Origin of the sequence: Serratia sp. JSRIV001 (assembly GCF_019968745.1) — a bacterium.
GTDB classification, from domain to species: domain Bacteria; phylum Pseudomonadota; class Gammaproteobacteria; order Enterobacterales; family Enterobacteriaceae; genus Chania; species Chania fonticola_B.
Window position 1 is genome coordinate 1745349 of sequence record NZ_CP074147.1, and the last position, 13216, is coordinate 1758564.

15 protein-coding genes are annotated in these 13216 nt (G+C 53.3%); 8 read left to right on the plus strand and 7 right to left on the minus strand.

Features of this window, described 5'->3' with window-relative positions; genetic code table 11:
- The first annotated feature begins 179 nt into the window (after window positions 1-179).
- From KGP17_RS07940 to KGP17_RS07965, 6 genes are all read left to right on the plus strand, one after another.
- The gene (locus tag KGP17_RS07940; RefSeq protein ID WP_223499130.1) at window positions 180-1448 is read left to right on the plus strand and encodes a sensor histidine kinase; all 1269 of its coding nucleotides are present in this window, start codon (window positions 180-182) and stop codon (window positions 1446-1448) included.
- Window positions 1448-2071: a response regulator transcription factor gene (locus KGP17_RS07945; RefSeq protein ID WP_021805210.1), complete on the plus strand. Its 624-nt coding sequence runs from the start codon at window positions 1448-1450 to the stop codon at window positions 2069-2071. The genes KGP17_RS07940 and KGP17_RS07945 overlap by 1 nt, the downstream gene beginning before the upstream one ends.
- Window positions 2072-2180: 109 nt before the next feature.
- The gene (locus tag KGP17_RS07950) at window positions 2181-2864 is read left to right on the plus strand and encodes an outer membrane protein (protein ID WP_024485774.1); all 684 of its coding nucleotides are present in this window, start codon (window positions 2181-2183) and stop codon (window positions 2862-2864) included.
- 227 nt (window positions 2865-3091) lie between these two features.
- Window positions 3092-4195, plus strand: coding sequence for an adenosylhomocysteinase (locus tag KGP17_RS07955; RefSeq protein WP_021180419.1), 1104 nt, complete (start codon window positions 3092-3094; stop codon window positions 4193-4195).
- Window positions 4196-4351: 156 nt separating this feature from the next.
- Window positions 4352-5281, plus strand: a complete 930-nt coding sequence (gene pbpG, locus KGP17_RS07960; RefSeq protein ID WP_037375110.1) for a D-alanyl-D-alanine endopeptidase — start codon at window positions 4352-4354, stop codon at window positions 5279-5281.
- Window positions 5282-5457: 176 nt separating this feature from the next.
- Entirely contained in the window at window positions 5458-6378 is a 921-nt protein-coding gene (locus KGP17_RS07965; protein ID WP_223499131.1) for a DUF808 domain-containing protein, read from the plus strand.
- 121 nt (window positions 6379-6499) lie between these two features.
- Here the strand turns inward: KGP17_RS07965 and KGP17_RS07970 are convergent, their stop codons facing one another.
- The 7 genes from KGP17_RS07970 to KGP17_RS08000 form a co-directional block, all read right to left on the minus strand.
- On the minus strand, window positions 6500-6691 hold the full coding sequence (locus KGP17_RS07970) for a hypothetical protein (RefSeq protein WP_021805206.1): 192 nt from the start codon (window positions 6689-6691) through the stop codon (window positions 6500-6502).
- A complete protein-coding gene (locus tag KGP17_RS07975; RefSeq protein ID WP_223499132.1) occupies window positions 6675-7214 on the minus strand; it encodes a hypothetical protein in 540 nt (179 codons plus the stop codon). Before KGP17_RS07975 ends, KGP17_RS07970 begins: the two co-directional genes overlap by 17 nt.
- A gap of 365 nt (window positions 7215-7579) precedes the next feature.
- The gene (locus KGP17_RS07980) at window positions 7580-8128 is read right to left on the minus strand and encodes a GNAT family N-acetyltransferase (RefSeq protein ID WP_218519664.1); all 549 of its coding nucleotides are present in this window, start codon (window positions 8126-8128) and stop codon (window positions 7580-7582) included.
- 287 nt (window positions 8129-8415) lie between these two features.
- Entirely contained in the window at window positions 8416-9228 is an 813-nt protein-coding gene (locus tag KGP17_RS07985) for a MetQ/NlpA family lipoprotein (RefSeq protein ID WP_021180425.1), read from the minus strand.
- A gap of 118 nt (window positions 9229-9346) precedes the next feature.
- Complete coding sequence (locus KGP17_RS07990; RefSeq protein WP_021805203.1) at window positions 9347-10180, minus strand: DUF1460 domain-containing protein; 834 nt, start codon at window positions 10178-10180, stop codon at window positions 9347-9349.
- A 79-nt stretch (window positions 10181-10259) separates the two neighbouring features.
- On the minus strand, window positions 10260-10802 hold the full coding sequence (locus tag KGP17_RS07995) for a GNAT family N-acetyltransferase (protein WP_021805202.1): 543 nt from the start codon (window positions 10800-10802) through the stop codon (window positions 10260-10262).
- Window positions 10803-11270, minus strand: coding sequence for an acyltransferase (locus KGP17_RS08000; protein ID WP_037375107.1), 468 nt, complete (start codon window positions 11268-11270; stop codon window positions 10803-10805).
- Between the two features lie 207 nt (window positions 11271-11477).
- Between KGP17_RS08000 and KGP17_RS08005 the strand changes: the two genes are divergently transcribed.
- Both KGP17_RS08005 and KGP17_RS08010 read left to right on the plus strand, forming a co-directional pair.
- Window positions 11478-12068: a Yip1 family protein gene (locus tag KGP17_RS08005; protein ID WP_021805201.1), complete on the plus strand. Its 591-nt coding sequence runs from the start codon at window positions 11478-11480 to the stop codon at window positions 12066-12068.
- Between the two features lie 136 nt (window positions 12069-12204).
- Window positions 12205-13209, plus strand: a complete 1005-nt coding sequence (locus tag KGP17_RS08010; RefSeq protein ID WP_223499133.1) for a LacI family DNA-binding transcriptional regulator — start codon at window positions 12205-12207, stop codon at window positions 13207-13209.
- Window positions 13210-13216: the final 7 nt, after the last annotated feature.

Here is a 13216-nt window from a genome sequence, read left to right on the forward strand (position 1 = left end):
AGGATTATAACACCCTGTCCCCGCAGCGGGGGGAATTGAAACGGCCCGATGTTAATAATAGATTCTTGCATTCGCATAGTGTTTAATCCGTTATTAATAAACTCGTCTGCCAATGACATGGAGATATTATGCTCAAGGTTGCTCTCTGGTTGGTTCTATCTCTGTTTTCAGGGAGCGGGGTGATAATTTATGCTTTGCAACAGCAATATGAAGAGCAATCAGTCACCTATCGTATTTTATATCGTGAGGTGACGGTTAAATTATCCCAACTTGAGACGGTGCTTTCCTTACTGTCGGTGTCCAGCGATCCTGCCATCGTCCAGCAAAAATTCCCGCAGATTGTGGCATGGAAACGCATGCCACAGGCACAGCCAATCCCGACCTTGACGCCAACGGGAGAGGGAACTTACTGGCTGGCCCACCAACATTTTGCGCTGTTGATCGATCCTGCGCTGTTATTTACGGACATTCCCCAGCGTCATGATTTCCGGCAGATCGGCCTGAGCTGGCACAACAAACCTTTATTTGAGCAGGGGGATCATGCTCAACCAGCGTATTGGCAATGGGACAAGGGGATCAGCAGTGCCTCTCAGCCTTTTGCATTATCCGCCCGAAACGACCCTGATTGGGCGCGTTTGCCTTGGTTGCTGTTATTGCTGCTGCCGGTTTTCTGGGCTGCTGTCGTCTATTTTATCGACCAATACCGTATTCAAAAACGCCAACGCAATATTGCCGTTTTGCGTGAACACTTCTCGCAATTGACTCGGCTTAACGCTATGGGGGAAATCACGGCCAGTATGGTTCACGAACTCAACCAACCGTTGACTGCGGTGTTAAGTTATAACCAGGCCGCCCTGCGCCTGTTAGACCAACAGCAGCAGGATAAAGCCGTGCCATTGCTTGATGCGGCTGTGATACAAATCAAACGCATCAGCACCTTGTTGCTGCAATTTCGGCAAAAGTTGGCGCATGAGCAGGTAGTATTGCAAGAGGTCGATCTGCATAAGGTCTGGTTGCGCGTCACTATGCTGCTGGAAGATGAGATCAACAAGGGCAAGGTCAGGATCGTTAACCGGATGCCCGATGCGTTACCCACTCTACGAGCCGATCCTCTCTGGGTTGAACAAATCTTCCATAACATAGTGACCAACGCGATTCAGGCACAACAGCCCAATCAGCCGGAGCCGGGTTGGGTGGCAATCGATGCTGAATACTCGGATCAAGGGATCCAGCTGATGATTACCGATGGTGGGCCAGGGCTTTCTGAACCCGCATTACAACAGGTCTTTATTCCCTTCTTCACGACTCGCCAAGAGGGATTGGGGCTGGGCATGGCGCTGACGGAAACTCTGGTTCAGCGCCTGAACGGCACTATTACGGTGGAAAATATGGCCGGCCAGGGAGCGCGTTTTACCCTATGGTTTCCGTTTAACACTCAGGAGGAGTGATGGAACAATTTATTTATCTGATTGATGACGATCGGGCCATCCGTAGTTCGCTAACTTCACTATTGGCAACCATGGGCTGGCAAACGCTGGCTTATGAAAATAGTCTGGATTTTCAACAGCGGATGGGGGAGCCGCAGGCGCTGTGCGGCTGTTTGCTGCTGGATATTCGCATGCCGGGCAAAAGCGGCATCACGCTACTGGAAGAGTGGCAACAACAGGGGTTGGATATCCCCGTTATCATCATGACCGGCCACGGGAATATTGATTTATGCCGGCGGGCCTTCAAAAACGGGGCTTTTGAATTCCTGACCAAGCCCATTGATGCCGATCTGCTGATCGAAACTGTCGCTGGGGCATTGGAGCATCAGCGAACGTTGCAACAACAGCGGCAAGCAACCGCCGAGTTACAAGAGAGGCTCAAGACGCTCTCAGCGCGGGAGCTGGAAGTCACCGGGCTGATTATGCAAGGGAAATCCAGCAAGGAAATTGCTCTGGAGCTAGAGCTTTCGCCGCGCACGGTAGAGGCCCATCGCGCCAATTTATTTGCCAAACTGGCGATTAACTCGTCGGTGAAGTTAATGAAAGTCTATGGTGAGCTGTTTTCTCCACCAAGAGTTAAGTAAAAATACCTAGGGCAGTAGGTATTCAACCGAATTGCGACACCGCTGCGTGCTGGTTATTTTAGCTGAACCTTCATTGTTCATCATAAATAACCTTTCAAGCGAGGAACGCATGAATATTAAACCTCTGGTACTGCTGGTTTCCCTCTCCGTTGTTTCCGGTAATGTTTTAGCCGATGATTATTTAGAGGGATACTATGGGGCGATAAAACTATTGCACGCCAGGCAATCCGCAGAAGATATGGATACCAGCAGCCGCCCAGGTGTGGGTGATTTTGTCAGCGGTGACGAAAAACATAATTTCTATAACGGGGCTATCGCTGCAGGCTATCAATTTGGCAATGGCTGGCGCAGTGAGGCAGAGTATGTGTTCAAAAAGAAAAGCGAATACACCAGCGGCTCAACCACCTTTGCCAGCAGCTACAATCACCACAAAGTGGACGCTCAGCGCCTGATGCTCAATGCCTATCGTGACTACGCGCTAGGGTATGACTTCTCGGTTTATGGCACGGTTGGCCTGGGTATCGCCAAAGTAAAATCCGACGGCTGGCAGGGCAATACCTCGCGCCAATACGCGGCAAGCACGCAAAATAATCTGGCTTACTCCATTGGCGCAGGGATCAGCTATGCGGCCATGGAGCGGCTCAATCTTGATTTGGGCTACCGCTACGTGGATATGGGCAAGATTGAAAGTGGTTACAATAACTTTACCAATGCCCGTGGGTTAAAAGATGAGCAAATGAAAGCACGCCTGGTTTCCAGTGAGTTTGCTTTAGGCGTGCGTTACCTCTTCTAGTCTTATCATTGATATCGGGCCGTGAGTTGCGCCATCGCGGCCTGTACCGCCGAACAATCTGTTCGGCGGTTCCTCCCCCCTGATAGCTCGGAAAAACCATAACTCATGCTGCTGCCATGATGGTCACCTCGGTTTTTTGCTGCGAGATAAGTGATAATAGCCGCCATGCGATGCAGATTAATCATTCTGCCATGCCCTGGCGGCGTGGCGTAGTAGAGGAGTAACCGATGTATCAGGATTTTGACAGTGAGTTGAAGTGGGCCATGCGCCATATGCCGCGTACCCGCGCTGCAGTGGCGGCGTTACCGGACCTGCACGGCGTGCGTCTGGCGTGTAACATGCACCTGGATCTGAAAATGGCTCCGCTGGTAGCCGGGCTGTTGGATAAGGGCGCAGCCATTTATCTCACCACCTGTAACCCGACGACGGTACAGGATGACGTAGTGGCCTGGCTGGAACGTCACGGTGCCCAAGCGCACGCCTGGCGTGATATGAGCGATGCCGACTGGTCTGAATCTTTCGACCGCGCGCTGGCCTGGGGGCCGACTCACCTGTGTGAGATGGGAGCCGATCTGACCACTCGCCTGCATCAATCTGCCAATGGCCCACAGATCAAGGCTGGGCTGGAAGCGACCGGTTCAGGCATTAGCCGCTTGGGGGGCATTGCACCGCGTTACCCGATCTTTAACTGGGATGACCTGCCGGTAAAAGAAGGGCTGCATAATCGCCACATGGTTGGGCTGACCGCCTGGCATACCTTCTTCCAGACCACCCATCTGACGTTGCATGAAAAATGTGTGGTGGTGATTGGTTATGGACTGGTGGGCCAGGGCGTAGCCGCTTCTGCCAAGGCTTATGGCGGGCAAGTTATCGTGGCGGAAATCGATCCGGCCCGGGCTTTGCAAGCGCGCTACGATGGTTGGGCGGTAGTTGATTTAGCCACTGCCGTAGAGCAGGCCGACGTGATTGCCACGGCCACCGGAGCCAAAAACGTGCTGTCTGCACGGCATCTGGAACGGGCCAAGGATGGGGTGTTTATCCTCAACGTTGGGCATGTGGCGGAAGAGATCGACGTCGGTTTCCTGCAAGGCCTTCCGCACAGCGAGCCAATGCCATTTGTGAACGCTTACCAACTGGCAGACAAAACGCTGTATCTGCTGGCCAACGGGTCGATGTTCAACCTGACGGCAGGCTACGGCGACAGCCTGAATGCCTTCGATGTGACCCTGGCCGTGATGGCCGCCGGGATCGGACATATTGTCGGTGCCGGTGAGCAGCATGCTGCCGGATTGTACCTGTTGCCGCAATCTGCCTGGCAGCCAGCGCTGTAACTTTTACCTTGCGGGCGTACAACCCAGTACGCTCGCGGGTTGCATAAATTTTGCGCCGATAGATTTTGTCACAAATAGCTACTCACAATCACAGTGCAATTCTATACCCCTCACTTATAATTCAACGCAGTCGGTTCTCTCCTCCGTTACAGAGTAATACATGTGAAAATCCGTGTTTTGGTTCTAACCCTGCTCGCGTTGCAAGCCGGTACTGGCCTGGTGCCGAGTGCATTAGCCAGCAATAAAACCGCCGCAGTGCAGGCCTCCCAGCCTGAGTTGGCTTCTGGCAGTGCCATGGTGCTGGATATGCAAACACATCGGGTGATTTATTCACGTAACCCCGATGAAGTGGTGCCTATCGCCTCGATCACCAAGCTGATGACGGCGATGGTGACGCTGGATGCCCGCCTGCCGCTGGACGAAATGCTGTCGGTCGATATCAGCCAGACGCCAGAAATGAAAGGGGTCTACTCCCGGGTGCGGTTGAACAGCGAAATCAGCCGCAAGGATATGCTGCTGTTGGCGTTGATGTCGTCGGAAAACCGGGCCGCGGCCAGTTTGGCGCATCATTATCCAGGGGGCTATAACGCCTTTATCAAGGCGATGAATGCCAAAGCCAAAGCGCTAGGCATGACTAATACCCGTTACGTTGAACCGACCGGGCTATCGATTCATAACGTATCTACCGCGCGTGACCTGACCAAGCTGATGTTGGCGACCAAGCAGTACCCGCTGATCGGCCAGTTGAGCACCACTACCGAACGGATGGCGACCTTCAAGGATCCCAACTATACGCTGCCGTTTCGCAATACCAACCATCTGGTCTACAACCCGAAATGGAATATCCAGCTGACCAAAACCGGTTTTACCAATCAGGCCGGACACTGCCTGGCGATGCGTACCGTGATCGGCAACCGATCCGTTTCGCTGGTGGTATTGGACGCCTTTGGCAAATATACCCATTTTGCGGATGCTAGCCGCCTGCGCACCTGGATTGAAACCGGCAAAGTAACGCCGATCCCCGCGGCGGCGCGGGATTATCGCCGCCAGAAAGATGCCGCCCTGGCGAAGAACGACACGGAATAAAACGTGACTTATTAGTCTGCCGTCTGTTACGGCAGGCTATCACTTTCCCATTGTGCAAAATTCACGACTTAAGCCTGCACCTGCAGTAAAATCATTAGGATTTCCCCTCTTCATGTTTTTAACCCGCTATGCTAAACCGGTATGGCTATCCCACCCTTTAATAAGGAAAGTGCATTTTGGCAGGCAGTAGCTTATTAACCCTGATCGACGACATCGCTTCGTTACTGGATGATGTTTCACTGATGACGAAAATGGCGGCCAAAAAGACCGCCGGGGTGCTGGGAGACGATCTGGCGCTCAATGCCCAACAGGTTAGTGGTGTTAAGGCCGATCGCGAAATCCCCGTGGTGTGGAAGGTGGCCAAAGGCTCGTTTATCAACAAGGCGATCCTGGTACCGCTGGCATTGCTGATCAGCGCTTTCGCCCCCTGGGCGATTACGCCGCTGCTGATGGTCGGTGGGGCTTACCTCTGTTTTGAGGGGTTTGAAAAGGTTTACCACAGCCTGACGCACCGCAAGGGTGCAGAGGCAGAAGAGAAAGCGGAACTGGATACCAGTGAGGACGTTGCGGTCTATGAACAGCGCAAAATCAAAGGCGCCATTCGTACCGACTTTGTACTCTCCGCCGAGATCATTGCCATCACGCTGGGGACCGTAGCCGGAGCCACCTTTAGTCAGCAGGTGATTGTGCTGTGTGGCATCGCCATTGTGATGACGGTTGGGGTGTACGGCATCGTGGCAGGCATCGTCAAGCTGGACGATCTGGGGTTCTACCTGGCCCGTAAGAGTAGCGCGTTAGCACAATCGTTAGGGCGCGGTATCGTCAGTGCGGCACCTTATCTGATGAAAACCCTGTCGGTGGTGGGTACCCTGGCCATGTTTATGGTGGGTGGCGGTATTTTGACCCACGGCTTACCGCCGGTGCATCACCTGTTCACCGACTGGGCGAGTTATTCTACGGTAGTGCCTGGCGTTGGTGCCATTCTTGGGGGCCTGACCCCAACGCTGCTGAATGCAGTGTTTGGCCTGATCGCAGGTGGCGTTGTGATGCTGGTGGTCTCTGGGATTGGTTCGGTGCGGGCTCGTTTTAAGGCTTGATACTGCGGATTAGTGAAAAACACCCGAAATGTGTTTTTTCGGGTGTTGACAGCGCGAACTCATAAAGATTGGGCTTTTTTAACGTTGGCGCTGTCGGCAACACGGCGTTTTGCCTGTGGGCTTAACCTTCGTGGTGAAGTTGCGGATGGTGGGGCTCAGGGAAGTTTTTCCCTTTGGCGATTTTCCCATCACGCAACTCAAACTCCCCGGTCAGTAATTTCTGGTTCACAACCTGGGTAGCAGCCATCTGCATCATTAGGCGCTGACGGGCCAATATTTTGTTACCAACAGGTTTTTCAGCAAGTAATGACATAACCCCTCCCATCTGCACACAATCCGTTATAAGCGTACCAACCAGCTGGCAATCGACAGAGTCTGGTATCACTTTGGGTTCTTTGCGGGTTCCGTAACCCTAGCAGGCTATTATAGATGATGACCAGATCAACTTTGCGTTCACTGTGAACATCAGGCGCCGCATAGAACAAATATCCACCAGGTTTGCAAACACTATAATGAAGTCTCACCAGCTTGGCAACGTTGAACAAGACCCTGGATCCGTTTTCACCCGGCAACGGCACGTGTCTAAATTGGCCGTATTCTTCAGGTACGCTCAGAGCGTCGAAAAAGATTTCTACCATGCCATTGGGCGGAAAAGGTATGTCAGGCATGTTGATAGCGTAGCCTTTGGCTCGAGCCTCTGTCGCTGTGGCTATTTTGTTGAACACAACAAGGAATAGCTTGCCTCCAACTTCAAAGGTACCAGTGACGTAGGGCTTTCCGTAGTCTCGGTTGATTTCCAAAGGATACGGAAGAGTTAGGTGATGAATTGAGGCCATCCTGTGCTCTCTTTAACGTAGCAATGAAGGCATTCAACACGATTTTTAGCGGATTTTGACAATAATATAAGAGAGTTGGGAAGCGGCTCGAAAAGAATCTGAGCTCATTGATATGCTTACATCACTGCAGAGCGATGCAGGGCGCATTGATGCGCCCAATGGGGGGGAGAACTAGAAGATCAGTTTGAACACACCGGTAATGGTCAGTAGGCCAACAATAAAGATAATCGCAATAATCCACAGAAAAATTTTCATCCGTCTCTCCCGACTGTTTATGTTTAGTGAATGCGTGAATGCACGCTGAGATAGCTAAGCCACGACAAGATTAACTATAGATGAAAATCAGCAGCTTGCCCGGAAAGAGCCTAAGGCAGCGTATGGCTGCCGCCATTCAGTGGCCGCTGCATAATGTGAGTATCCAGCCAACCGCCAAATTTAAACCCGACGCCGCTTAGGGTGCCGATGCTGGTGAAGCCTAGCTTGCGGTGCAAGGCAAGGGAACCTGCATTGCCAGCAGCATCGCCAATCGTTGCCAGCATCTGCCGCCACGGGCCGTGTTCACAGCGGTCAATCAATGCGCCGAGTAACGCCTGGCCAATTCCATGGCCTTGCAGGCCTTCTGCGACATAGACCGAATTCTCGATGGTATAACGATAAGCGGGTCGCGGCCGATACGGCGTGGCATAGCAATAGCCCACGACGCGGTCTTCCATCTTCGCCACCAGCCATGGCAACCCTGCAGCCAAGACGTTTTGGCGGCGCTGTTGCATCTCATCCAGCATCGGAGGCGTTTCTTCAAACGAGGCGGGCCCGTAAAGCACGTGATGGGCATATATCTGTTGAATGCCAGCCATATCCTCAGTGCCGGCATCGGAGACGCTTAGCGTTGCCCGCGGTGGGGGTGCAAGTGACATAGATCTCCCTTTTATGATGATAAATCAGAGTACCAAGGCATTATGCTCCGCGCCTGGCGACAAGATAAATTGGCTTTTTGTCTGGTGGGGATAAGAAAAAATGATGGCATTTTCATGCTGACAAATGTGTTAGGTGACGAAAGGTATGCCATTGCGTTAGGTGTTACCCCCTCATCCAAGCTGGCGAGCCAGCCTGACGTTACGTGAGGGTCAAGCAGGGAGGTGGGGAATTTTTGTGGCGCGTTGCAGGCACCAACAACCAGCGCCTGCAACAGATCGCGGGGGAGTTACCAGCCTTTGACGGCACCGCCGTTGAAGATCTTCTCTGCCGCTTTGGCGACTTCATCGGACTCGTAGGCTTTCACGAAGTTTTGCACGTTCTGTGCATCTTTATTATCTTCGCGCGCCACCACGATATTGGTGTACGGCGAATCTTTATCCTCGATAAAAATCCCGTCTTTGGTCGGCGTCAGGCCAATCTGGTTGATGTAGGTGGTGCTGATCACCGCTACCGCGACTTTCGGATCGTCCAATACCTGGGGCAGCTGTGCACCTTCCAGCTCCATAATCTGGTAGTTGTGCGGGTTGGCACTGATATCCAGCGAGGTTGGCAGCAGGCCTTTGCCTTGCTTAAGCTCGATCAGCCCAACCTTTTGCAGCAGCAACAGCGCACGGCCCAGGTTGGTGGGATCGTTCGGGATGGCAATTACCGCGCCGTCCTGCAACTCTGACAGTGATTTGATCTTTTTCGAATAGCCAGCCATGGGGAACACAAAGGTATTGCCTACCACCACCAGTTTGTAGCCGTGATCTTTATTTTGCTGTTCCAGGAAGGGGCGGTGCTGGAATACGTTGGCATCCAGTTCCCCTTTGTCGGTGGCATCATTGGGCAGCAACGAACCGCTAAAGCCAATCAGCTCCACGTCCAGGCCATATTTCTCTTTGGCCACCCGTTTGGCGACCTCTGCCACGTCCTGCTCGGCACCGTTAATGACGCCAACCTTGATATGGTTTTGATCGGCCTTCTGATCGCACCCTTGTAATAACAACGTTGCTGCTAATGCTGCGGCCAAAGCGGTGCAGCGCCAAACAATTGCCATGAGTGACTCCCTGTAAAAACAATAAGATCGGTCAGTGTTGTGCCAACAGCTAAACCTATGGCCGTAGCCAAGTCAAATCCTGGTTAAGCACAATTTCTTATAGCTCATAACCCGGCGATCAGCGTGGTCGTAACACCACGATCCCCGGCGTATTCAGCACATAGCTGGCAAACGCCGAGTCCATCACTTTGTGGTTTTCCGTGCGCGAGGAAGCATGGCGCAGTACCGGCCCATTTGGGGTCATGATAAAGAAGCCGGTATGGGTAACGTCCAGCCCAGGCAGCTTGGTATAGATGCCGATATAGTCACCGGTCTGTAATTGGCTAATCACCTGCTCATCAATAAATTCGCTAGGGATATAGGTGACGCTGCGCTCGGTGACTGGGATGCCAGGCAGATAGAGCTCGCCATCCGCTTTGCGGTTGAGCTGTTTTACCACGGTGACGGTATGCGGGCTGAGTTGCGGGGTGACGTCATCGGCAAGGATCTGGCGGGTGTGTGCCCAGTCGGTGAAGAAATGCTTGCGCTGCGGGAAACTGATGTCCCCATTGATATAGCGCGTCTGAATCACATTTTCGACGAATTCATTTTCGCTGGTGGCGGTTCTGAGCGCCTGCACGTAATCCAGATAGGTAAAGCAATCTACCCCACGGAAATCGATCACCAATTGTTCCGCTGTGGTGGCGGAACCGATCAGCCGGTTGGCTAGGTAAGGGGTTTCCAGGAAAGTCTGCGAGAGCATCTCAATGGCCCGCCCTTTATCGATTTCCGGTACCGCTGCATGCAGAGCCAGCGCTGCCTGCAGTTTGTTTACTGTGTAATCGTCCATTGCTATCGCCATTGTTATTGGTTTCACCTGTTGCGGTAGCGATTCTACCGGGATTTTGGCCGGTTGTTTACCACTGCAACCCATCAGCGTCGTACACAATATTATCAGGGCCAAGCCACGCATCCCTCTCTCCCAAGCGATCATTGGTTTGGCCAGTATGGCGTGCGCAAGGTAAACCTAACGTCACCCAAAAAGTGGTAGATCAATAGCCCACTTCATTATTGAACGGCAGATACCAAAACAGCGCGATCTCATGATCGGCAATGTCCGGTTGCCCACGATAGAGTAAATGATCGATGCCACCCAGCACAAAACCATAGCGTTGATAGCAGCGGCAGGCGGTCAGATTATTGTTTTGCGTTTCCAGCATCAGCCCGGCGGTGTCCTGCTCTCGTGCCCAATGACGTGCGGCATCCAATAGCGCCGTGGCTACGCCTTGGCGGCGAGCGTGGTGGCTAACGGCAATCTCCTCGATCAGCGTATAGTCGTTCCAGTTTTTGCTGAGTGTGATATGCCCTACCGCTTCCCCCTGGTAGCGAGCGAGGAAGGTTTCCCCATCGTCATTAAGGAACGGGGCCAGCGGGTAGACTTTATTGAAAGGAGCCACTGGCTGGGTCGGCCACAGCTCGACTGGCTTATCAAAACAGGGCTGGGCGTAACAGGAGACGGCAAAGGAAAAATCACCGTATTCCAGGTAACCGAAGGGGAGTTCGCTGATAATTTCGATGCCGATCGCCTGATGCAATTATTCCAGCTCCCTTAGCAGCCTGGCGGGGTTGCCCGCATAAATACCTTTGCGGGTGATGTTTTTGCTGACTACTGCACCAGCACCAATCACCACGTCATCGCAGATTTCCACGGCCAGTATGGTGGCGCCAGAACCCACAGAAACTCGGTTGCCGAGCTGCGTGTGCCCCCAGCTTGCCGGGTCGGCATTTGGGGTGCCCCCTTTGAACAGATCGTTGGCAAACATCACGCCGTGGCCAATAAAGCAATCTTCGCCCAAGGTCACGTATTCACAGATAAAGCTATGCGACTGGATCTTGCTGCGCGCGCCCACGCAAACGTTCTTCTGGATCTCGACAAATGGGCCGACAAACACGTCGTCCCCCAACTGGCAGCCATACAGGTTGCTGGGTTCTATCACCATCACGTTCTGTCCGGCCTGGACGTTATTAATCCCGCTTTGGCGGGTGCGGATCTTGGTTGTCATGGTCTCCCTCCATCAAATAACGCAACATATTGATTATAGTGCAGAGTAACCCACAGGCCGCTGACAGCGTACGTTTTTTCAGCCAAAGACTATAATTGATGCAGGGCAGAGAGCCTGATAGCCGCAACCCTTGCGCGGTGTTTGAACCGCCAGTGGTGTGTTTTCCGTTCGCCGATCGCGGTTGGCGGCGAAGTGAGGAGGTGTCTCATGGTCAATCATGTCTGGGGTCTACTGACCCATCCCAACGTCGAGTTGAAACAGATCAAAAGCGAGAATGAATCCGTCTCGCACCTGTATACCCACCACGTGCTGCTAATGGCGTTAATACCGGTGGTCAGTGCGTTTATCGGTACCACACAGCTTGGCTGGCTCTCTGGCCAAGGGCAGGCAATTCGCCTGGATATGTTCACCGCTTTCTACACCGCCGTCGCGTTTTATCTGTTGATGCTGGCTGGCGTGGCGATCATGGGCAAGGTGATCCACTGGATGGCGCGGCGTTATGAGTCGCGGCCAAGTCTGCATCTGTGTATGGTCTTTGCGGGCTATGTGGCGACTCCAATGTTCCTCAGCGGATTAGTGGCGCTGTACCCGGTGGTCTGGTTGTGCCTGTTCGTCGGGATTATCGGCCTGGCTTATTCGGGCTATCTGCTGTATCTCGGCATTCCGCATTTCCTGAATATCGATCGTAAAGAGGGATTTATCTTCTCCAGCTCGACGTTGGCTATGGGCATTCTGTTGCTTGAGCTGTTGCTCGGTCTGACGGTATTAATGTGGGGATATGGTTCCTGGTTATTCTGATGTTAGCGTGATCGTTGCCCCTCATATCCTTGGGTATGAGGGGCTTTTGTTTAAAGGAGCCGAACTCGCTCATCTGGATTTGTTACTCCCGCCTGCTTATTATCAACTCATCAAATGATACCGACTGGAATAATTGATGGCGACAATGAAAGAGGTGGCGCAGCGAGCCGGAGTTTCCGCTGCGACGGTCTCTCGGGTGATTAACAATACCGCCTATGTTGAGCCTGTTACCCGCGAGCGTGTCGAAAAAGCGATGCGCGAGTTCAATTACCACCGCAATGCGGCGGCCCTGGCGTTAGCCAAACGCAGTGGCAACATGCTGGGGCTGCTGACCGGCAATCTGGCCGATCCTTTTTTCTCGCGTCTGGCGCGCGGTGTGGAGGAAGTGACCCGCAAAGAAGGGGCGAAGCTGATGGTGTGCAGCGGCGGGCACCAGGCGGAGCGCGAAAAGGCCGGGTTGGATTTTCTGATTAACCAGGGCTGTGAGGCGATTGTCGCCCACATCACCCGCATGAGCGATGCCGATGTGCTGCGCTATGCTGCTCATTCCCCCGGTTTGGTGATCATCAATCGCTACTTTCCTGCCATTGCCAACCGCTGCGTGTGGTTGGATAACCTCAGCGCGGCTCAGGCTTCGACCGAACATTTGCTGCAACAGGGGCATCGGCGTATTGCTTGTGTGACCGCCGATTTGCCCATCGACGATCGCAAACTGCGTTTACAGGGCTACCGCAACGCGATGGCACAGGCGGGAATCGACGTTCCGGGTGAATGGGTGATCAGCGTGCCCTTTGATGAAGAGGGGGGCGAATTGGCCGCAGAGCAGTTACTTTCCAGCCGTCATCGTTTTACGGCCGCGGTGACGTTTAATGATGTGATGGCCGCCGGCATGATGCGAGCCTTGCACCAGCGCCAAATCCCCTTGCCGCAGCAACTGTCGATTATCGGCTTTGATGATGTGGTGCTGGCGCGCTATCTGTATCCCGCGTTAAGTACCATGCATTATCCCATCGAGCGTATGGCCAGGCGGGCTGCCAGGCTGGCGTTGCTGAGCCAGCAACAACAAGGGGTGCCGCCGCAAAATAACATGTTTAGCGCTGAACTGGTGCTGCGTGATTCGGTCACTCGCTGGCAGGGATAACTTGTCC

Coding starts and splice junctions, on each gene's coding strand:
- KGP17_RS07945 (WP_021805210.1), top strand. CDS start 1,448: ATGGAACAATTTATTTATCTGATTGATGACGATCGGGCCATCCGTAGT.
- KGP17_RS07950 (WP_024485774.1), top strand. CDS start 2,181: ATGAATATTAAACCTCTGGTACTGCTGGTTTCCCTCTCCGTTGTTTCC.
- KGP17_RS07955 (WP_021180419.1), top strand. CDS start 3,092: ATGTATCAGGATTTTGACAGTGAGTTGAAGTGGGCCATGCGCCATATG.
- KGP17_RS07970 (WP_021805206.1), bottom strand. CDS start 6,691: ATGTCATTACTTGCTGAAAAACCTGTTGGTAACAAAATATTGGCCCGT.
- KGP17_RS07975 (WP_223499132.1), bottom strand. CDS start 7,214: ATGGCCTCAATTCATCACCTAACTCTTCCGTATCCTTTGGAAATCAAC.
- KGP17_RS07980 (WP_218519664.1), bottom strand. CDS start 8,128: ATGTCACTTGCACCCCCACCGCGGGCAACGCTAAGCGTCTCCGATGCC.
- KGP17_RS07985 (WP_021180425.1), bottom strand. CDS start 9,228: ATGGCAATTGTTTGGCGCTGCACCGCTTTGGCCGCAGCATTAGCAGCA.
- KGP17_RS07990 (WP_021805203.1), bottom strand. CDS start 10,180: ATGCGTGGCTTGGCCCTGATAATATTGTGTACGACGCTGATGGGTTGC.
- KGP17_RS08000 (WP_037375107.1), bottom strand. CDS start 11,270: ATGACAACCAAGATCCGCACCCGCCAAAGCGGGATTAATAACGTCCAG.
- KGP17_RS08005 (WP_021805201.1), top strand. CDS start 11,478: ATGGTCAATCATGTCTGGGGTCTACTGACCCATCCCAACGTCGAGTTG.
- KGP17_RS08010 (WP_223499133.1), top strand. CDS start 12,205: ATGGCGACAATGAAAGAGGTGGCGCAGCGAGCCGGAGTTTCCGCTGCG.